Source organism: Pseudoalteromonas sp. MMG022 (assembly GCF_021654245.1).
Lineage (GTDB): Bacteria > Pseudomonadota > Gammaproteobacteria > Enterobacterales > Alteromonadaceae > Pseudoalteromonas > Pseudoalteromonas amylolytica.
This window is the reverse complement of sequence record NZ_JAKFZQ010000006.1, coordinates 19,698-41,355: the sequence shown is the minus strand read 5'-3', so window position 1 is coordinate 41,355 and position 21,658 is coordinate 19,698. Positions and strand designations below refer to the sequence as shown.

At 42.9% G+C, this 21,658-nt stretch carries 18 protein-coding genes; 6 read left to right on the top strand and 12 right to left on the bottom strand.

All coding sequences use genetic code 11. The features are described from left to right. The first annotated feature begins 22 nt into the window (after positions 1–22). Genes panB through L1070_RS07190 form a run of 3 tightly spaced genes read left to right on the top strand, consistent with a single transcriptional unit; the run spans position 23 to position 1,906 of the window. A complete protein-coding gene (panB, locus tag L1070_RS07200; RefSeq protein ID WP_237125041.1) occupies positions 23–817 on the top strand; it encodes a 3-methyl-2-oxobutanoate hydroxymethyltransferase in 795 nt (264 codons plus the stop codon). Further along, positions 817–1,665, top strand: coding sequence for a pantoate--beta-alanine ligase (gene panC, locus L1070_RS07195; protein ID WP_237125040.1), 849 nt, complete (start codon positions 817–819; stop codon positions 1,663–1,665). Before panB ends, panC begins: the two co-directional genes overlap by 1 nt. Before the next feature lie 13 nt (positions 1,666–1,678). After that, on the top strand, positions 1,679–1,906 hold the full coding sequence (locus L1070_RS07190) for a hypothetical protein (RefSeq protein WP_070985811.1): 228 nt from the start codon (positions 1,679–1,681) through the stop codon (positions 1,904–1,906). Between the two features lie 151 nt (positions 1,907–2,057). Here the strand turns inward: L1070_RS07190 and L1070_RS07185 are convergent, their stop codons facing one another. The 11 genes from L1070_RS07185 to L1070_RS07135 form a co-directional block, all read right to left on the bottom strand. Next, the gene (locus tag L1070_RS07185) at positions 2,058–3,026 is read right to left on the bottom strand and encodes a phosphate ABC transporter substrate-binding protein PstS family protein (protein WP_237125039.1); all 969 of its coding nucleotides are present in this window, start codon (positions 3,024–3,026) and stop codon (positions 2,058–2,060) included. A 77-nt stretch (positions 3,027–3,103) separates the two neighbouring features. Continuing rightward, a complete protein-coding gene (phoR, locus tag L1070_RS07180; RefSeq protein WP_237125038.1) occupies positions 3,104–4,435 on the bottom strand; it encodes a phosphate regulon sensor histidine kinase PhoR in 1,332 nt (443 codons plus the stop codon). A 36-nt stretch (positions 4,436–4,471) separates the two neighbouring features. Next, entirely contained in the window at positions 4,472–5,161 is a 690-nt protein-coding gene (gene phoB, locus L1070_RS07175) for a phosphate regulon transcriptional regulator PhoB (RefSeq protein WP_070985814.1), read from the bottom strand. Between the two features lie 178 nt (positions 5,162–5,339). Further along, complete coding sequence (locus tag L1070_RS07170; RefSeq protein WP_237125036.1) at positions 5,340–6,290, bottom strand: porin; 951 nt, start codon at positions 6,288–6,290, stop codon at positions 5,340–5,342. 416 nt (positions 6,291–6,706) lie between these two features. After that, on the bottom strand, positions 6,707–7,771 hold the full coding sequence (fba, locus tag L1070_RS07165; protein WP_070985816.1) for a class II fructose-bisphosphate aldolase: 1,065 nt from the start codon (positions 7,769–7,771) through the stop codon (positions 6,707–6,709). A gap of 143 nt (positions 7,772–7,914) precedes the next feature. Beyond that, positions 7,915–9,093 carry a phosphoglycerate kinase gene (locus L1070_RS07160; RefSeq protein WP_237125034.1) on the bottom strand — a complete coding sequence of 393 codons (1,179 nt, stop codon included), beginning with the start codon at positions 9,091–9,093 and terminating at the stop codon, positions 7,915–7,917. 40 nt (positions 9,094–9,133) lie between these two features. Further along, positions 9,134–10,147 carry an erythrose-4-phosphate dehydrogenase gene (gene epd, locus L1070_RS07155; RefSeq protein WP_237125033.1) on the bottom strand — a complete coding sequence of 338 codons (1,014 nt, stop codon included), beginning with the start codon at positions 10,145–10,147 and terminating at the stop codon, positions 9,134–9,136. A gap of 204 nt (positions 10,148–10,351) precedes the next feature. Next, entirely contained in the window at positions 10,352–10,981 is a 630-nt protein-coding gene (locus L1070_RS07150; RefSeq protein WP_237125032.1) for a 3'-5' exonuclease, read from the bottom strand. Further along, the gene (locus L1070_RS07145) at positions 10,981–12,819 is read right to left on the bottom strand and encodes a DUF294 nucleotidyltransferase-like domain-containing protein (protein WP_237125031.1); all 1,839 of its coding nucleotides are present in this window, start codon (positions 12,817–12,819) and stop codon (positions 10,981–10,983) included. Before L1070_RS07145 ends, L1070_RS07150 begins: the two co-directional genes overlap by 1 nt. Before the next feature lie 108 nt (positions 12,820–12,927). Beyond that, positions 12,928–14,652, bottom strand: a complete 1,725-nt coding sequence (locus tag L1070_RS07140) for a sodium:solute symporter family protein (RefSeq protein WP_237125157.1) — start codon at positions 14,650–14,652, stop codon at positions 12,928–12,930. 10 nt (positions 14,653–14,662) lie between these two features. Continuing rightward, on the bottom strand, positions 14,663–14,926 hold the full coding sequence (locus tag L1070_RS07135) for a DUF4212 domain-containing protein (protein WP_070985860.1): 264 nt from the start codon (positions 14,924–14,926) through the stop codon (positions 14,663–14,665). A 375-nt stretch (positions 14,927–15,301) separates the two neighbouring features. Here L1070_RS07135 and L1070_RS07130 point away from each other — a divergent pair, with 375 nt between their 5' ends. From L1070_RS07130 to purU, 3 genes are all read left to right on the top strand, one after another. Continuing rightward, a complete protein-coding gene (locus L1070_RS07130) occupies positions 15,302–18,736 on the top strand; it encodes a PAS-domain containing protein (RefSeq protein WP_237125030.1) in 3,435 nt (1,144 codons plus the stop codon). Positions 18,737–18,924: 188 nt separating this feature from the next. Continuing rightward, positions 18,925–19,233 carry a helix-turn-helix transcriptional regulator gene (locus tag L1070_RS07125; RefSeq protein ID WP_237125029.1) on the top strand — a complete coding sequence of 103 codons (309 nt, stop codon included), beginning with the start codon at positions 18,925–18,927 and terminating at the stop codon, positions 19,231–19,233. An 817-nt stretch (positions 19,234–20,050) separates the two neighbouring features. Continuing rightward, positions 20,051–20,881 (top strand): formyltetrahydrofolate deformylase, encoded by an 831-nt coding sequence (gene purU / locus L1070_RS07120; RefSeq protein WP_237125028.1) that lies wholly within the window; start codon positions 20,051–20,053, stop codon positions 20,879–20,881. Positions 20,882–20,925: 44 nt separating this feature from the next. Here purU and L1070_RS07115 read toward each other — a convergent pair whose 3' ends face one another. Then, positions 20,926–21,579, bottom strand: coding sequence for a response regulator transcription factor (locus tag L1070_RS07115; protein ID WP_237125027.1), 654 nt, complete (start codon positions 21,577–21,579; stop codon positions 20,926–20,928). Positions 21,580–21,658: the final 79 nt, after the last annotated feature.

The following is a 21,658-nucleotide window of genomic DNA, read 5'->3' as shown; positions in this document are numbered from 1 at the left end:
ACATTCCATCAAGAGGACTGAAATGGCTAAAGTAACCGTATCAACACTGGCAAAAATGAAACGAGAGCACAATAAAATCACGGCACTAACCGCCTATGATGCGAGCTTTGCGAAGTTATTCGATGATAATGGTGTAGATGTTGTGTTAGTTGGTGATTCATTAGGCATGGTACTACAAGGCGCTGATGATACGTTAGCTGTAACCAATGCAGACATTGCATATCATACACGTTGCGTCAGAGCGGGTAGCAAAGAGCTATTTGTGGTTGCCGATATGCCCTTTATGACGTATGCCAATCCGACCCAAGCGTGCGAAAACGCCGCTGAGCTTATGAGAGCTGGTGCCAACATGGTGAAGCTTGAAGGTGGTGAATGGCTACTGGATAGTATTCGTGCATTAACACAGCAAGGGATCCCTGTATGTGGACACCTAGGTCTCACGCCTCAGTCTGTGCATGTTTTTGGTGGATTCAAAATTCAAGGACGAGGGGATGATCAAGCTGAGCGAATGATTGCCGATGCAAAAGCGCTTGAAAACGCGGGAGCACAGCTACTAGTTGTTGAATGTATTCCTGCCAGTCTCGCTAAACGTATCTCACAAGCGCTAACAATTCCGGTCATCGGCATTGGGGCAGGAAAGGATACCGATGGACAAATTCTCGTGATGCATGATTTAGTGGGTATTTCAGCAGGCTACATCCCTAAGTTTTCAAAGAACTTTTTGGCCGAAACAGGCAACATGCCGGATGCGGTTAAAAAATACTGCCAAGACGTAAAATCTGGCGCTTTCCCAACTTCTGAACATGAGTTTAATTAATGCAATCCGTTTCTGAAATTAAATCATTACGCAGTCAAATTAAAGCGTGGCGTCAACAAGGTTTGAGCATCGCATTTGTGCCAACTATGGGAAATTTGCACAATGGGCATTTTTCTTTAGTCGAAAAGGCAAAAACCCTCGCTGACAAAGTCGTGGTGAGCATATTTGTCAATCCGATGCAATTTGGCGCATCAGAAGATTTAGACAGCTATCCAAGAACATTGGATGCAGATAAACAAGGTCTAGCTGAACTTGGCACTGATTTAGTCTTCACACCTAGTGTTGAAGCAATCTATCCAAACGGCTTGGCTGCACAAAGTTATGTAGACGTTCCTGGTGTCTCTATGGGTTATTGTGGTGGCACTCGCCCTGGGCACTTCAAAGGCGTTGCAACGGTTGTCACTAAGTTATTTAATATGGTGCAGCCCGATTTTGCTTGTTTTGGAGAGAAAGACTATCAGCAACTGCAAGTGATCAAAACCATGGTCCGAGATCTGTCTATTCCTATTGAAATAGTTGGTGTGCCAACACAGCGAGAAGTAAGCGGGTTGGCTATGAGTTCTCGTAACGGGTATTTAAGCGCCGACGAAAAAGATACCGCGAAAGTACTTTTTCAAACGCTAAGCGATACAGCAAAAATGCTAGCATCTGGCAACAGAGATTTTGCAGATATCGAACAACAAGCAAAAGCACAATTGCTTAAAAATGGTTTAACGCCCGATTACTTTGCCGTAGCCAATGCCATCACTTTAAAACCTGCTACACTGAAAGATCAACAACTTGTCATATTGGCGGCTGCATTTTTGGGTAAAGTAAGACTCATTGATAACTTACAGGTCAGCCTTTAAAAAAGGAAATGCCATGAAAGTATTCACCACAGTGATAGCGCTGCTATTAATAAGCGGTTGCCAAACAAATACGTCGGCTGAACTCAATGCTTGCGCTCAACAAAACTTTCAATGTGAAGCACAGTGTGAGCGTGTGGCTCCCAAGGATACCTTGTCAGCTCAAGTATGCAGTGGTGAATGCACCGATGAGTTTAACAGTTGCAAGTCACAGGCTGAGCAGTTAACCAAACGGACAAATTAGCATTCCAGAGCGGCCAATGAGCCGCTTTTTCGTCTTTAACGCTAATCCAATCTATTCTAACCGTTAAAAATAAAAAAACGGCCCCTTTATAGGAGCCGTTCTAGCTATATGAGCACATCAGCAGTCCGAAGTCAGACTGCATTAATTCTATTTATAGAAGTCCTAGCTTCTTAAGCTCTGCGTTTGCCATATTTGCAGATAAAGGAACATAACCATCTTTTTCTACAATCTTCTGACCGTCTTTTGACAACACCATTTTTAAGAACTCAGCTTCGATAGGTGCTAATGGCTTATTAGGGTGCTTGTTCACGTATAGATATAAAAAGCGAGAAAGTGGGTACTTACCTTGCGCTACATTTTCTAATGTTGCATCAACAAAGTTTGTGCCTTTTTTCGCCAGCGGTACAGTACGTACACCAGACGTTTTATAACCAATACCTGAGTAACCAATCGCATTCACAGAAGAAGAGATTGACTGTACAACAGATGCCGAGCCTGGCTGCTCATTTACGTTGTTACGGAAGTCACCTTTACAAAGCGCTTTCTTCTTAAAGTAGCCATATGTACCAGATACTGAGTTACGACCATATAACTGAACATCTTTTGCAGCCCAGTCGCCCGTTAGGCCAACATCGCTCCAACGTGTTACTTCTTCTGTTGCACCACACTTGCGCGTTGACGAGAAAATCGCATCAACTTGATCAATACGTAAGCCTTCAATTGGGTTATCTTTGTGTACAAATACCGCTAATGCATCAATTGCTACACGTACTTCTGTTGGCTTGTATCCATAACGTTTTTCAAACGCTTCGATTTCTTTAGACTTCATTTTACGGCTCATTGGGCCGAAGTTTGCGGTTGCTTCCGTTAACGCTGGAGGAGCTGTTGAAGAGCCCGCAGCTTGAATTTGAATATTTACATTTGGGTAGATACGTTTGTACTCTTCCGCCCAAAACGTCATCATGTTAGCAAGCGTATCTGACCCCACAGAAGAGAAGTTACCTGAGATCCCGCTGGTTTTAGTGTACTCTGAAAGGTTTTTATCCAACGCAGAAACTTGTGTTGAAACTAAGGTTGTTACAGCCACACCCATTGCGGCAACTAAGCTTTTAAATTTCATTGGGGTTACTCCAATTGTTCGTCCCAGTTAAATAACGCAGACTATATTGCAGTCATTCGATGACAGAAAAATTACTCTTAAATGACACTTTTGTGACTTTCACTATTTGTCATAAAAGCGAGTTTATTTTTAGGAAAGGCAAATGAAAAACATGACCCTTCACCCACAGTACTTGATATCTCGAGTGTAGAATCATGGCGCGTAAGAACATGCTTGGTTATTGCAAGGCCTAGGCCAGAGCCGCCAGTTTTACGACTGCGCGCCTTGTCCACTCGGTAAAAACGCTCAGTAAGTCGATGAATATGCTCAGGGGCAATACCATCACCATTATCAATGACTGAAAATCTTGGTTTTCCGTCTTTATCATATTGCCAGTTTACCTCTACACACCCGTTTGATTTGGTATAGTGAATGGCATTAAAAACAAGATTCGAAAATGCACTTCGTAACTCATCAGCTGAACCGACAATATCCAGTGATTTATCCACATTGAAGGTGAGTAGATGGTGCTTGTCTTGATTGAGCGACTTTGCTTCTGTTTCAATCAATGCCAGCATGGCTGGCACATCAACAGGTTTGTCTTTTTCCTGCTTACGTGCACTCTCTATGCGCGACAATGACAATAACTGGTTTACTAGCGCGTCCATACGCTTACACTGTTCAATCATAGTAAAGTGCGCTTTATTCCACATACTTGGCGGTGGCAAATTGTCACTATCAAGCATTTCAAGATAACCCGTTACCACTGTCAAAGGTGTTCTTAGCTCATGTGAAACGTTGGCGACAAAGTCTTTGCGCATTTGCTCTAGCTGTTTTAAACGCGTGATATCACGCACAACCATCATCAACTGCTCAGCATAGGGCATAACCCTAAACTCTAAAACTTGCTCACTGACATGTCCAGAATCAAGCTCAAGCGGCTCATCAAACTTTTGGCTTTGCATGTACTTTACAAATTTGGGATCACGGATCAAGTTATCTAAACGTTGCCCATGATCCGTAGGCCACTGTAGACCAAGCACCTTTAGCGCTAACTGGTTGCACCAAACGATACTTAAATCTTGTTGTAGTACAACTACAGCGTCAGGCACCGCTTCCGCGCCCTCACGAAAACGACGAATTAACTCCGCCAACTCGTTGCGCTTTTTTCGGTTTCGGTGTTGTAAGTGGTAGATCCCTTCAAAGATCTGTTCCCAAGCCCCATCCCCTTCTGGTGGGTTAAAACTACGTTGGTTGAGTAACCAATCGCTGAGGCGATAAAGTTGATGATAGTGCCATAATAACAATGAGATGGAGCCGATAAAAAGAAGAACGAACGGTGCTCCAATTAGAATACCAATCAAAGTTAAAGGCAGAAAATACAAAAACAGGCGTTTAAACAACGCCTGTTTATTTATCACTCGGTACATATATGATCGTATCCTAACACTACTAGGCTACCGTATTTATAGCTTGCTAGAAAAACGATAGCCAGCTCCACGTACAGTTTGTACTAGTCTATCGTGGCCAAGTGGCGCAATCGCTTTACGTAAACGACGAATATGTACATCCACTGTTCTGTCTTCAACGTACACGTTAGTTCCCCAAACATGATCTAATAACTGTTCACGACTATAAACGCGTTCAGGGTGTGTCATAAAGAAGTGTAATAAGCGAAACTCTGTTGGTCCCATATCCAGCTCACTGCCAGCAGATGTTACTCTATGTGAAATTGGGTCTAAACGTAAGCCATGAACTTCTATCGCCTCTTCCAATGATGTTGGCGATACACGGCGGATCACAGCTTTGATCCTTGCCATCAGTTCTTTTGGTGAGAAAGGTTTAGTAACATAATCATCAGCACCCACTTCAAGTCCCTTAACTTTATCTTCTTCTTCTCCGCGGGCTGTCAGCATGATAATAGGGATCTGACGTGTATATTCACTCTGCTTGAATTTTTTAGCAATTTGAATACCGCTGCCACCAGGTAGCATCCAGTCGAGTAATACCATATCAGGATAAGGTTCTACCATCGCGGCGATTGCCGAATCATAATCCTCAGCTTCAATTGCTTGAAAACCATTTTGCTCTAAAACAAACACCAGCATTTCTCTGATAGGTGCTTCATCATCAACTACAAGTACTTTACGTGACATCCCAATGTTCTCTTTCATTACCGAAGTTGCTGTCATTATTATGACTTAGTGTGACAGTTTTATGAAACTGTATCTTGGAATTTAAAAAGCATACAAAAAAAATGCGATATTATTTTACCACATGATTTTTTGTATACTATTGATGTTACAGGATTATTTAAAAAATCATAATATTCAGCTAAAAATCGTAACGTAATGTCAATGCCATATGTTCTTGGTCTGGCGTGTTGTCTAGGTTAAATTGTGAGTACCAAAAATACATACGTGCTTGCTTAGACAGGCTTTTTTCTACCCCTACTGATGTTGCGTTCCCTGCATCAGCAAGCTTGCCACTTGCACCATCTGAATCTTGATATTGGGCCAATAGTTTATAGCTATCAATTTTGTATGAGGCACTCACTATATAGCTATCTATTTTTTCGTCACTATCTATTTTTTCACTTTGCTGATACATACCACCCACAGTGGCATTGCCAAGCCTCCCTTGCACGGTTACCCGGTTGATGTCTTGCCCTGCCACTTCGTTATCATGAGCAACACTGATGTAAATCGGCGTATTTTTGAGCTTGCTATCACCATACATACCCGCTATAGATAGGCCCGCTTCACCATTTTGCTTACTGTTGTCCTCGGCAATATAACTAACAACAAACTTCATGTGATTCAACTCAGGGGTAGTATATTGAATGGTGTCACCGAGACGATTTTCTCCAGCAAAAAGTACTTTAATATCAGCTTCAAAGTCATTCATCATATCAATACTACCCTGCGACTTTTTGACCGCAGTATCATCTCGACCAATCAAAACTTGCCCAAAGCTGCCTTTAACACCAACGTACTGAGAACGTGCGGTAATATTTTCTCCGCTTTTACCATCTTTGTCGTTATCAGCAGGATTTACTTCAAATTCGTACTTAAAAAAAGCTTGTAGCCCATCGCTCACCTGTGCTTGGCCTTTTACCCCCAGTCTAGAAGAGTAGCTTTCAATGCTTGTTTCTGAATCGTCTGCAACATCGCTATATTGCAACCCAGCATGAACGCGACCATACACTTTCACTTCTTCAGCACTAACAACGCCGGAAGCAATCAGCAGTAATGGACCTAAAATTGTTAACTTATATGTTTTCATTTTTAGCGCAGCCTTAGTCAATGGTGATAGTTCATATCCCTGAACAAGAACTCATTATCACGAGCGGTAATATAAAAATTAGCTGCTAATTATGGGAGATCAAGAAATATATAAACTTGGGATCAAATTTGTACTAAGCAAGGGGTTTGGGATCAAATTCTTACCAACTTGATCCTACTTGGGATCAATATTTTACTAGCCTAAAACAAAAAATTGCCTTTACAGCCATAGAATTAGCTATTTTTTATGCAAATATCAATACAACAACGATCATATCGCACAGAGCTAGTAAAAACCTGATCTCAAGCACTACCTCTCAATAACATATTGATCTTTAAATATGATCGGATAGTAAAATCGTGATCCAAAAAAAAGCCTCAAATGAGGCTTTTCTTAACTTAGCGCAGACTTAGTTATTATTTGATCTGAGCGTTCAACTCGCCAGATAAATACTTTAAGTGCATATCATCTAAAGAAATAGGTTTGATCTTGCTCGCATTGCCAGCCGTGCCAAACGCTTGATAGCGATCAATACAGATCTCTGTCATCGCTTTTGTCGCTTCAGCTAAGAATTTACGAGGATCGAAGTTAGCAGGATTATGAGCTAGATGACGGCGAATCGCACCCGTTGAAGCTAATCGTAGATCCGTATCAATGTTGACCTTACGTACGCCGTGCTTGATCCCTTCAACGATTTGCTCAACTGGCACACCGTAAGTTTCTGGAATTTCTCCGCCATATTCGTTGATCACAGCCAACCAGTCCTGCGGTACTGAAGACGAACCGTGCATTACTAAGTGTGTATTTGGGATACGCGCATGGATCTCTTTAATCCGGTCGATAGCCAAAATATCTCCCGTTGGTGGACGTGTAAATTTGTATGCACCGTGTGATGTACCACATGCAATTGCAAGCGCATCTACGCCTGTTTTGCTTACAAAATCAGCTGCCTCTTCTGGGTCTGTTAGCAGCTGGTCGTGAGATAACTTACCTACCGCACCAATGCCATCTTCTTCACCTGCTTCACCTGTTTCCAAAGAACCTAACACACCTAGCTCACCTTCAACAGAAACACCACAAGCGTGCGCCATTTCAACTGTACGGCGTGTCACATCAACATTATATTCATAGCTTGAAGGTGTTTTGCCGTCATCTAATAACGAGCCGTCCATCATTACCGATGAGAACCCTAGTTGAATTGAGCGTTGGCAAACGGCAGGAGATGTACCGTGATCCTGATGCATAACGACTGGAATGTGTGGCCACTCTTCAATCGCAGCAAGGATCATGTGGCGTATAAACGGTGCACCAGCATAGGCACGAGCACCCGCAGAACCTTGTACAATCACAGGGCTGTTTGTTTTGTCAGCTGCTTCCATGATCGCACGCATTTGTTCCTGGTTGTTTACGTTAAAAGCTGGAACGCCATAACCATGCTCAGCAGCATGATCTAGAAGTTGACGCATACTGATTAAAGCCATAATGCTTTCTCCAATAGTCGATAGCTTGTCGCTATCTTGTTTGAACGGGATAAATTGTATGTAGCCTAAGCTACGAGTATTTGTTGATATCTAAGTGAGAGTGATATAAACAAATAAGGCCAGCGAACGCTGGCCCATAAAAATTAAACGTTTGCTCTTTTCTCAAGCATAGCTACAGCCGGTAGTTTTTTCCCTTCTAAAAACTCTAAAAAGGCACCACCTCCCGTAGAAATATAAGAAATATCACCTGCCACGCCGTATTTATCAATGGCGGCTAACGTATCACCACCCCCAGCGATGGAAAAGGCACTTGATTTTGCGATAGCATTGGCAATGGCCTCAGTGCCATTTCCAAATTGATCAAACTCAAAAACACCTACAGGTCCATTCCAAACAACTGTTCCTGCTTTTTCGATGATCTTAGCTAACGTGCTTGCAGTCTCAGGACCGATGTCAAAGATCATATCTTCGTCAGTGATTTCATTCACATTCTTTATCGTTGCCACCGCTGATTCTGAAAACTCTGAACCCACCACCACATCCGTTGGTACAGGAATGTCACCGTTATTTTCACGAGCAGCATCAGTTAATTTGTTGGCTTCATCTATTAAATCTTTCTCATATAAAGACTTACCTACAGGGTGTCCGGCAGCAGCGATGAAGGTATTTGCAATACCGCCACCAGCAACAAGCTGATCTACGACCGTTGACAACGAGTCTAGTACCGTTAATTTAGTTGATACTTTAGAGCCACCAACAATCGCCACTAACGGACGCGCTGGATTATCTAACGCTTTACCTAATGCATCTAACTCAGCCGCCAGCAAAGGGCCAGCACAAGCGACAGGGGCAAATAGGCCAACACCATGAGTTGAAGCTTGTGCTCTATGCGCGGTACCAAATGCGTCCATCACATATACATCGCACAATGCCGCAAGTTGTTTAGCCAGCGTTTCGTCGTCTTTCTTTTCACCAACGTTAAAGCGAACATTCTCAAACACCACCACTTCGTTGTCAGCAACCTCTACACCATCAAGGTAGTCAGTTACCAAACGAACGTTTTGTGGCAAAGCATCATTCAAGTAATCCACCACTGGCTGCATAGAATATTGTGCATCATACTCGCCTTCCGTTGGGCGGCCTAAGTGCGACATCACCATCACTTTAGCACCTTTTTCAAGCGCAAGTTTGATGGTAGGCAGTGATGCGCGAATGCGTGCATCAGAGGTCACTTTGCCCTCTTTAACAGGCACGTTCAAATCTTCTCTGATTAATACGCGCTTGCCGCTTAAATCTAAATCAGCCATTTTAATGACAGACATGGACTTCTCCTTCATTACGATACTTCAATATTCAAATAAATTATCTAACAGCCATCATTGCCGCTGCCGTGTCGAGCATTCGATTGGCAAATCCCCACTCGTTATCACACCACACTAATAATTTTACGAGTCTTTTATGACTAACTCGTGTTTGGGTGCCATCAATAATACAAGAGTGAGGGTCATGATTAAAATCCACCGAGACTAATGGTTCTTCGGTATAACTCAAAATGCCTTCTAATCTGCCTGATGCGGCTTTTTGCAAAACCTGATTCACTTTCACCAAATCTACATCGGCATTAAGTGTAACGCTCAAATCCATTGCCGTAACATTGATTGTGGGCACACGCACAGCGATAGCCTCAAAGCGACTATGAAATTTAGGCAGTATACGTTCAATACCTCGTGCCAGCTTTGTATCTACAGGGATAATTGATTGACTGGCTGCGCGGGTACGTCTTAGATCACTATGATAAGCGTCGATCACCTGTTGATCATGCATGGATGCATGAATCGTCGTGATTGCACCCGATTCAATACCAAATGCGTCATCCAGCACCTTTATTACAGGAACAATACAATTCGTCGTACACGAACCATTCGATACAATAGTATGGGAAGCTCGAAGCTCCTCATCATTGATACCATACACTATGGTCGCGTCTACATCCGCATCCGCAGGTTGAGAAAAAAGTACTTTTTTGGCACCAGCATTTAAATGGCGCATAGCATCCGGACGAGAGTGAAACACACCAGTACATTCGAGTACAACGTCAACATCCAATGCCTGCCAAGGCAACAAACTCGGATCGGCCTCATTGAACAATTGAATCCTGTCGCCAGCGACATTTAAGTACGGCGCTTGATGACTGACATCAAACGCAAAACGCCCATGAGAAGTATCATATTTTAATAGGTGGGCAACCGCTTTTGGGTCCGCTAATTCATTGATAGCGACAACCTGAATTTCGTGCTGGCGTCCGGACTCGTACAGCGCGCGTACTATGTTGCGACCGATACGACCAAAACCATTGATTGCCAGTTTGATTGCCATTAGATTGAAAATCCAGCTAAATGCGAATAATTACAGGAGCTTTGCTCCAAAAGATGGCGCTATTGTAATCGACCACGCTGAAATGTGTAAGGGTAATGAGAAACTTTTTTTACATACCGGATCAAAATGCGGGCTGCCTTGCAGCTAATCAATGTACAAGATTCGCGGTATTATGTTTCGGTATTTTCAAGCAAGCGAGGGAGCTCACTGGAGTAACTGTCCTAGTTTAAGGCGTTTACCGACATTAATAGCACTGGCTTGTGCAAGTAACAGCTCTGCGGTTGCCAACGCATCGGTTAGCGCATTATGCGCCCCATATTCTGGTAAATGATAACGGATTCGACATGCCTGCAACGTTAAACTATCTGAGTTCAAAGGTTCAGTGCGAGCGGATAAACGACGCTTCTCAATAGCCATGGTATCCAATACAGCTAAAGGACTTAACGTTAATCCGCGACATTTACTCGCTTGTTTTAAAAAGGCCCAATCTAGCTGCGCATTGTGACACACTAATATTTTTCCTTCTAACACAGCACCTAAGCGGGTTAAAATCTGACTCAGTCGCTCGCCTTGTTCAACCATTTGCTCATCAATGCCATGATATATAGGGCTTTGCGATAGGGCTTGTACTTCTTTATTTATATAATATTCGCTCGAGTCTAAATGTACTTTTCCTCGCTCAATCATCAACCATGCTACTGAGACAATTTCATCGTTTTGCGCATCCAAACCTGTCAGCTCTAGATCCAGGATCACATACTCAAAGGCATTGAATTCACTCTGTCGTAACTTCATCAGACCATAAAACTTGTGCCACCAACGCAGCCCCCACATCACAAGCTTCCTCTGGCAAATTTGAACGCACAGGCTTGTTGCGCTTGCTTTATAAGATAAAATGCTTCTTTAAGCTGATGCCGCTCAAGAGATGTGAGATGCTCAGGGTTGATACAGTTTTCTGGTAATTGCTCATACTCTAGCTGCGTTTTAAGCCTTAATTGGGTAAGGTAGCGCCAGCAATCTTTTAAGTCATAAATATCCTCTTTACTCAACAACGTCGTACTGAGTAACGCGTCCAGTCGTTCAAGGGTATTGGCTTTGTAAACTTGCGCTTTTAAAGCATATAGCCGCACAAGATCATTGATGATCACCACACCACGGCGCTTCAGATCCAAATATTTATGCTGCTGTTTATCTTTTTCTAGCTTGAATTGGTGAAACAACCCTAATGGTACAGAATTGGTCGTAATATCCGTTGCCATAGCCGCAAAAAACAATTCGTTTTTAGCCATTTCACTTAATTGCGTTGTGAATTCATTGTACAAGGCGCTACTGCCGTCAATAAAACGAATATCAAAATATATCTTACAATTGAGCATTGCTTTTGGCGTTGGTTGAGCGACCCAGAGTTTAAAACGCTCTAACCACTGCGCAAGTGAACCTCTGCAATGCTCATTGCTGGCCATAATATTCCCAGGGCATGTACGGATACCACAATGAGCCAGTTGTTCACAAACAAAGCGCCCTAATCCTGAAAAGTAACTTCGTTGCTCATCGTTTACCTCATTGGGTAACAATAAACCGTTGTCCTGATCAGAATGGAGGGTTTGTTCTTCTCTGGCTTGTGACCCAAAACAGATCCAACTAAATGGGCAAGGAGCTTCACCGTGTTCTAGCTGATATAAAGCAATTAATCGTGAGGTCAGCGCATCACTGAGACCACTGAGCAATTTACCAATCAGAGAAATATCTTCGATGTTATTAGCAAAGCGCTTTAACAAGTCGGGGATCTCAGATGCACATAACTTTATTGCTGAAAGGCTTTGTGCCTTGTAAATCTTACCTATCAACTGCACTGGATCGCTTTTTTGCTGGCGTAATAGATCGGTACTGGTCAACATTCCTAACGGTTCATGACGCTCATTGAGTACAGGTAAATGATGAATATTATGCTTGAGCATTAAGTGTAACGCCGAAAACACTCGATTGTGTTCAAATATATATTTGGGTGAATCAGTCATAATACTTGCAATTGACTGCTGAGGAGAGACGCTCGCTGCCAGTACCCGGTTGCGTAAATCTCGATCCGTCACCACACCCAATAGTTTTCGATGTTCACTAATGATAATAGACGAAACGCAATGCTGACTCATCGTTTGAGCCGCTTCATAAATGCTTGCGTGTGGGGCAAGCACAACAGCTCCTTTGGTCATCACTTCGCTTATCTTTTTTTCTGACCAGCTATCGCGACTTTGTTTATAGTGAGAAGAAAGAAGTCTATTTGCATGTGCTTTTACAAAGTGTTGCTCAAAAACCTTATATTCACGGCGTAAAAATTCAAAATGTTCTTCATTGAGTAAGTAAACTAAACCCGCAAGATTCACCTGCAATTGGTTTTTAATCGCTTCACCCGTTAACAGTGATGGATAGCCAAAGTAATCCCCTTGCGCTAAACGCGTCACTACTTCGCCATGCGCGTTAAGTAGGTCATAACTACCTGAGCGAACAAGATACAAATATAAATTGCCACTACGTAACCATTGATACTGGTTCTGCTCTGTCAGGTAAATTACCTCTAGGTGAGTGGCAAAAAAATGGCTGGCTGCTTCTGGTAGCTGACTAAAAGGCATTTGCTTGCTAACAAATCGTTTAACCTCTGCAATTTCAGGCGTCATCCTCGCTCCTAAACTATTCACCAATAACCATCGGATAAACCATTATCCTTAACTAAAAAACCCAGCCCAAATGGGCTGGGTTGTTCCTTCTAATACTAGCAAATTCCTCTAGTGCGCATGAGCTTCACCCGATCCCTTAGGGTTACGAATGCTTTCGACCATCTGCTGCACTTCCTCTGGTGTTTGTGCCGTTAATTTGAGCACTACCGCCGCAACGATAAAGTTCACCATCATGCCCACAATACCTATTCCCTCAGGTGAGATGCCAAACAACCAATGTGCCGGGGTATTAAGTTCTGGGCTGATAAACTTAAAGTAAATGATATATGCTGCCGTAAAGGTTATCCCTGTCACCATTCCTGCAATGGCACCTTCTTTATTCATGCGTTTAGAGAAGATCCCCATTATGATCGCAGGGAAGAAGCTTGCAGCGGCTAAACCAAACGCAAACGCAACAACCGAAGCAACAAACCCTGGTGGATTAATCCCGAAGTAAGCAGAAATTACAATGGCAACCATGGCAGATAAACGCGCCGCTAGCAGTTCCTGTTTATCACTGATATTAGGTTTTAAGGTTCGCTTAAGCAGGTCATGGGAAACGGATGTTGAAATAACCAATAGTAACCCAGCTGTGGTTGACAGTGCCGCTGCAATACCACCTGCCGCGACAAGTGCAATCACCCATGCAGGTAAATCTGCGATTTCTGGGTTTGCCAATACCATGATGTCACGGTCAATTTGCACTTCGTTCGCACTATTAGGGTCGCTAATTTTTCCTGACGAATAGAACATCTTGCCATCATTATTTTTGTCCTCAAACACGATAAGCCCAGTTCTTTCCCAGTTTTTAACCCAAGTTGGTGCTTCGGCGTAAGCTGTGCCGCTACCATCCTTACCATTGATCGTATCAATCATATTAACGCGCGCAAATGACGCCACTGCAGGTGCTGTGGTGTAGACTATGGCGATAAATACCAGTGTCCATGCAGCCGAAATACGTGTGTCTTTTACACGAGGTACAGTAAAGAAGCGCACAATAACATGTGGTAAACCAGCGGTACCCACCATCAATGCTGCAGTGATAGCAAACACATCAATCATGCTTTTTGACCCTTCGGTATATTGTGCAAAACCCAGTTCGGCGCTGAGCCCATCGAGTTTATCCAACACATACGTACCTGAGCCATCAGCAAGCGTTGCGCCAAACCCTGTCTGTGGTAACAAATGCCCCGTCATCATCAACGAGATAAAAATTGCAGGTACAAGATATGCGAACACTAACACACAATATTGTGCAACTTGGGTGTATGTGATCCCCTTCATACCACCAAGTACGGCATAGAAGAAAACAATCACCATACCAATGTATACACCCGTTTCTATGTCTACTTCTAGAAAACGAGAAAATACCACACCAACACCTCGCATTTGCCCTGCTATGTAGGTGAAGCAAATAAAAATAGCACACAAAATAGCTACAACACGCGCAACCTGCGAGTAGTAGCGATCACCGATAAAGTCTGGAACCGTGAATTTGCCGAACTTACGCAGATAAGGCGCTAAACACAGAGCCAGCAATACATAACCGCCCGTCCAGCCCATCAGGTAAACACCGCCATCGTAACCGGCAAATGAAATGATCCCCGCCATGGAAATAAATGAAGCCGCACTCATCCAATCCGCAGCTGTTGCCATACCATTTGCAAATGGCGGCACACCGCCACCGGCAACATAAAAATCTTTCGTTGAGCCTGCACGCGCCCAAATTGCGATACCGATATAGAGCGCAAAGCTCAAACCGACGATTATAAATGTGAGAGTTTGTACATCCATCATTATGCCCCTATTCGTCTACGCCGTATTTTTTATCCAATGCATTCATCTTGAATACGTAGACAAAAATCAAAGCAACAAAGGTATAAATAGCCCCTTGTTGTGAAAACCAAAAACCCAATTTAAATCCGAAAAAACGCACTTCGTTGAGCACATCCACCAGCAAAATGCCAAAACCGAAAGACACTACAAACCAAATTGCCAACAGTTTAAACATTAAGGTGAGATTTTCTGACCAGTATGCTTTTGCTTGTTGTTCATCTTTAAAAGCCATTTTATATCCCCTATCACGCGCCCATGCTTGAGCTGTGTTGGTGTTAATTGTCACCATTTACCTTAGCAACGGCTTGATAAGAATAAATTGAGACCTTAGTCGTAGCAAAAACATTACGTTTACGTTAACTGCACCTTGAGAAAAAATAATTCACAATTAATTCATTAAATAACAATGAGTTATAACTAATTATGGAAAGGTATGTTATCCATCAAGGAAAATATGACGCTTATACGACATTAGTCTAAATCAACTTGAAGAAAACAACTTATATATAAGAAACAAAAGGTTAAAAACATCAATGTAATATGTGATGTACAGACACTGGCTAAATCTGTGGTAAGGTAAAGACACGTTGATTTAACAAGAATAACAATGACAGCTGCACTCATTCTGGTCTCACTGAGTTACATTGGCCTTCTGTTCTGGCTAGCCAACTGGGGAGATAAAACCACACCATTGGCGATGCGGATCACTCACCACCCCTTTGTGTATGCGTTTTCACTGGGCATTTACTGCACGTCTTGGACTTATTATGGCTCAGTCGGCACCGCCGCTGAAAGTAGCTGGCACTACTTACCTATTTTACTTGGGCCAGCCTTGTTATTTTTCTTCGGTCATGGTTTTTTACGTAAACTTATTTTGGTCAGTAAAAAGCAAAACATTACCACTATTGCTGATTTTATTTCCGCGCGCTATGGCAAACGCCAAGCCACAGCCGTCATGGTCACTATGATTGCGCTGCTAGCAACCATTCCCTATATTGCACTGCAACTCAAAGCGCTCAGCAGCAGTTTTTTACTACTTCAACAAGGTTCGCTACTCTCTGGTAATGCACTGGCGCTGACCGGCACGCTCGTTATGGCGTTATTCGCCATCTTTTTTGGTACTCGAAAAGTAGATGTAACTGAGTATCGCTCAGGCTTGATGTTAGCCGTTGCATTCGAATCCATTATTAAGTTCATCGCGCTGGGTGCGGTGGCGATACTTGCCATAATAGCGCTGCTGAAGGTCCAAGATAGTGGTACAATTAACATCAAACATTGGCTCAATTTTGATGCGTTTAGCTTCAACTTTGTGGGTCAAAGTCTGATGGCTGCAGCAGCCATTGTTTGTTTACCTAGACAATTTCATGTCACCGTAGTGGATAACCAAGATAGCCGCCACTTGCGCACCGCTCGCTGGGCATTCCCGCTATATTTATTACTTATCGCCGCAATGATTATTCCGATCGCAACGGCTGCAATACACCCTCAAATTGGTGCTAATATAGCAGCCGACAGCTTTGTATTGGCACTGCCGTTAATGCAAGATCACCCGCTCATTACTACCTTTGTGTTTATTGGCGGTCTATCTGCTGCCACAGCGATGATAGTGGTTGCAACACTTACGCTCAGCACTATGCTCTCTAACGACGTGGTACTGCCTTTACTACTTAAAAGAAAGCTAAAGCGCAGTGCCCTGACCCGCAACTACAAAACCCCCATTTTATTGATCCGCCGCGTTATTATCGCTGCTATTTTGTTGTTGGCGTATTTATACCAGCAATGGTTTGGCCACGGCGAAGCTTTGGCGAACATGGGACTGGTGGCATTCTCTTTGGTTACACAGCTGCTGCCCGCAATTATCGGTGGCTTATATTGGCGAAAAGGTCACGCGTATGGCGTTTATGCAGGCTTATTAGCCGGTTTCATCTGCTGGACGCTATTTTTGATGCTGCCAGTGGTGGGCACAGGCATTGCGCTCGATTATGAACTGCGACAAAGTATCATCACCAAAGGAACGCTCATTGCCTTATCTGCCAACATTTTCTGTTATATCAGCTTTTCACTGGCCGCACATGAACGCTTAATCGATAAAATTCAGGCCGCCGCGTTCGTTTACCCTAAGGAGCAAGCAGGGTTTGCAAAACGCATGGATAAAAATATCAAAGCCAGTGTGTATGACTTTAAGGTGTTACTCCAAACATTTCTCGGCATTCAGCGCTCAGGGCAACTCCTAAGCCAATATGCACAAAGTAATAATATTGATGATAATAATGCTTACCCCGATGCAGATTTTATCGCCTATTGCGAACGAGCTCTGACTGGCGTACTTGGCGCCTCCTCAGCGCAAGCCTTGATCCATACCGTGGCCTCTGGCAAACAAATGGCCTTTGAAGAAGTGGTTAACTTCTTCGACGAAACCACACAAGCCCTACAATTCAACCAAAACCTACTCTACACCTCTTTGGAAAACCTTAGCCATGGTATTTCTGTGGTCGATAAAGAGCTAAATTTGGTTGCTTGGAACAAGCGCTACAGTGAGATGTTTGACTACCCAGATGGCTTTTTAGAAGTGGGTCTGCCCATCGAAAAGGTTATTCGCTTTAACGCGCAAAGGGGGGAATGTGGGCCGGGTGACATAGAGCGGCTCGTTGACAAGCGAGTACAACACCTTCGTAACGGCACACCACATCACTTCATTCGTCATCGCCGCGATGGACAAGTATATGAAATGCGTGGTAATCCACTTCCTGAAGGAGGCTTTGTCACCAGCTTCTCTGATATCACTATGCACATCAACACACAAAACGCGCTTGAAGAAATTAATATGGACTTGGAGAACCGTATTGAAGCGCGCACCCAAGAAATTCGCACCATCAACACAGACTTACAGGCGCAAATCACATCTCGAATAGCAACGGAGCAAGCCCTGATGGCTGCTAAAAAAGAAGCTGAGCGTGCCAATGACAGTAAAACCCGCTTTTTAGCACTAGCCAGTCACGATATCTTACAGCCACTCAATGCTGCCCGTTTATACCTAGCTGCCATTGATGCGCAGCCATTGAGTCAACAGGATAGAGGAAATTTTGACAAGCTCGCGGATAGCCTAGACTCTACGGTTCACCTGATGTCAGCTCTATTAGACATCGCCAAATTAGAACAAGGTGCAATGCAACCCTCGCCGCGACATTTTTGTATTGATGACATTCTCGGCCCTTTAGCCAATGAGTACGCGATTTTATCCAGTGACAAGGGCTTACAACTTAAAATGCGCAGTAATCACGCGATAGTGCACAGCGACATCACCTACCTGCGCCGGGTCGTTCAAAACCTCGTATCAAACGCGGTGAAATATACTGAGTACGGCAAAGTACTGATCGCCTGCCGCAACCGAAAACACAGTTTGAGGCTGGACGTTTGGGACACAGGTCCAGGTATATCACAACACCAACTTAGTAAAATATTTAATGACTTTTACCGAATTCAAAACAACGACAATAAAGGCGTTGGGTTAGGCCTAGGTGTTGTCAAACGGTTATGCGATCTACTCAGTCTTGAATTATCCGTACGCTCTTGGGTTGGCAAGGGCAGCTGTTTTAGCGTCACCATTCCAATAGGCGATGAGCAATTGGTAGAGCAGAAAGCTCAACCTGGCACACAATTGTCAGATATCGATAGAAACTCCCAATTACATGTTATTGCGGTGGATGACGACCCTAAAAATCTGCAGGCTATGGCAAGTTTACTGAATAAATGGCACATAAAGCATAGCCTATTCTCTCACTCATCTGATGCTATCGACTATGCCAAGGCCCACGCAGCCCCAGATATTATTTTAATGGATTATCAACTTGGTGAAGAACAAGATGGCATCACACTAGTAAAAACTTTGCGAGATATTTGGCAACGCCCTGTTCCTGCTATCTTAATCACTGCAGTACGAGATGACACCTTAAAGCGGCACACCAAAGCCGAAGGTATTCACTATTTGAGTAAACCAATAAAACCCGCCAAATTAAAGGCGCTGCTTAATTACAGTATTTAAAACAAAAAGGGCATTTTTAGGTAAGAGTGCCATTCTTACTTCTTTTGTTATGAGCCCCACCCACAGCCCTTATGAATACTTTCATAAAATCATTAATTTCAGCCAGTTAGAAGAAAAACCAGTTGTTACACCAATGTTTCAGTGTTAATTTTGCGTAACTAAAGCTCAGAGGAGGGAGCGCGCCATTAATGAAAAACAATACCCATACGCGGCGGAAAAAAGTAGACGGTTTTAGGGCAGAAGTACAAGCTTCAATTCGGATCCTTAGACATGAAAAAGGCTGGACGCAAGCGCAATTGGCACAGAAACTCAATGTTGATCAAGCCAGTATCAGCAATTATGAGTCAGGAAAAACGGATTTAAGTTACGCTCAACTGTTTGAACTATTCCTTATCTTTGGTAAGGATATCACAGGTACTTACTTTAATTTTTCACAAGCCCAGCATGTCAAACCAGTGGATACAAAAACTCCTAATAACAGGAAGGATGATAAATAATGAATATTTACGCATTAATAGACTATATGCCTATAGCATTTGTAATTTTTGGGCTATGTATGGCGTGGAAGACAGCAAGTGCCAGATGGTTTTTCATATTCTATCTCATAATTGAAATATTAGGATTAGCTATGACAGATATAGTCCTACAGTGGAACACTCACTTCTATATATACTGCGTTTTTATAAGCCTTGTATTTTTGCTTCCCGTTGTATATCGTAAACGTCTTGCTATATGGTTATATAGTAAGACAGGGTATGAATATTTTAATAACGTAATCCAAACGCATCGCTTTGTACCACAAGAAGCCGGAATTATTTGCATTATACTATTGTTATGCTTAGTAAATTTTGCAACTTGGATAGAAGTTTTACTCTATAAATATAGCTTTTTAAGTACTGCACCAATTAAGTTATTTATCAGAGACAATACTGTATTCTTAGGCAAGGTTATGATCAGCGTTACGATGCTAAGCTATGCGTCTAGAGCAAAATTTAGGGAGAAATTTATCCATGATGAAAATTGTTAGCTCAGAGCTACTAAAGCTTATTAAAGGAGGCAATGGTGGCCCTACTGACGGACCAGCGCTTCCTCAACAAGCTAGAACCAAACCACTCGGCGGATAATTGTCTTTTATAAAGCCACAACCGTGGCTTTTAATCTTCCTGTATTTTGTAGCCATATTCATCTGAAACTCCATTTTACCGTTATCCAAAAAAACCTCATTATTTTGCAATTTATAGTTAACTAAACCTGTTTCGATTGCTAGTATGCTAAACCCCCACGCTAAGTGGGGTGAATACAGGAATGAGGAAAATGAACTATATACTTACCACGCAATGTGCGGATGGGGTTGGACTAATAGCCAAAATAACCAACCTTTGTTTTAAGCATAATTTAAATATTACGCGTAATAACGAATTTGTTGACCGCGAGGGTTCGCGCTTTTTTATGCGTACCGAGTTAACCGGTGAGCCTAGCGAGCAGTTCTTATCACAACTAAGAGGACAACTTCCAGAGGGGGCTCAGGTTGCACTTCACCATGGTGAAAAAACCAAAGTGGTATTGCTGGCAACCAAGGAAGCGCACTGTCTTGGTGGCGTACTACTTAAACAATACGAAAACGCCATGAATATTGAAGTACTGGCGGTGATAGCCAACTATCGCGATCTCGAACCATTAGTTAAAGGGTTTGGTATTCCATTTCACTGCGTACCACACACGGGGCTTAGCCGCGTAGAGCATGATGAAAAAATGGCAGAGGTGATAGAACAATATCAGCCGGATATCGTTGGACTTGCTAAATACATGCGTATTCTTAGCCCCGAATTTGTGGCGCGCTTTAGTAATCAAATCATCAATATTCACCATTCATTTTTACCCGCATTCATTGGTGCTAAGCCCTATCATCAAGCATTCGAGCGTGGCGTAAAAATTATTGGTGCCACAGCGCACTTTGTGAATGATGAACTCGATGAAGGACCAATTATTGTTCAAGATGTGACACAGGTGAGCCACGCCAATGATGCCGATACTATGGCAAAAATGGGCCGAGACATTGAGAAAACAGTGTTTTGTAAGGCAATTCAGTTAGCATCTGAACACAAGGTATTTATCAATGGTAATAAAACCGTTGTGTTTAGCTAAGTTATAGCTATCAAAACGATGAAAAAGCGCTGTGGCGCTTTTTTTTATGCTTGTGTATCGATGGGCTCAAGTTGTAGTTTTGAAGCAATCAACACCGCTTGAGTTCGATTGTACACCCCGAGTTTTCTAAAGATTGCCGTAATGTGAGCTTTAACCGTTGCCTCAGAAATATGTAACTCAAAAGCAATTTGTTTGTTCAACAATCCTTCATGTAAATATTGAAGTACCTTAAATTGTTGTGGTGTTAAAGAGGCAACCTGCTGTGCGAGCGCTTTGTCTTCATGTTCAATATTTGCCACTTTGTCTTTGATGTTATCAGGTAACCAGTTGTCACCCGCAAGCACAGTGTCGATTGCCATAGTTATGTCTTGAGGTGATGAAGACTTAGGAATAAATCCCATAGCCCCATATCCCATCACTTTTGAGATAACTGTCAAATCTTCACTGCCAGATACCACCACCACAGGAAGGCTCGGAAAATCCTCCCGAATTCGGATCAAACCATAGAGATCACCACTACCGGGCATATGCAAGTCTAGAAGTAATAAATCTAATTCGTCCTGTTTAGCCAAAGTTGCTAGCGTGGCTTCAAACGTATCGGCTTCAAATACCGAGAGCGTATCGAACTGATTTTGTAATGCGCCTTTCAACGCCGCTCTAAATAACGGATGATCGTCTGCAATTAAAAACTGATTCATATTTGCTCCTAACAATTCGGCTGTCATCGTGACCGATGACAGCCGATATAGTCGTTTAGAATTTAATGAAGTTCAAGCT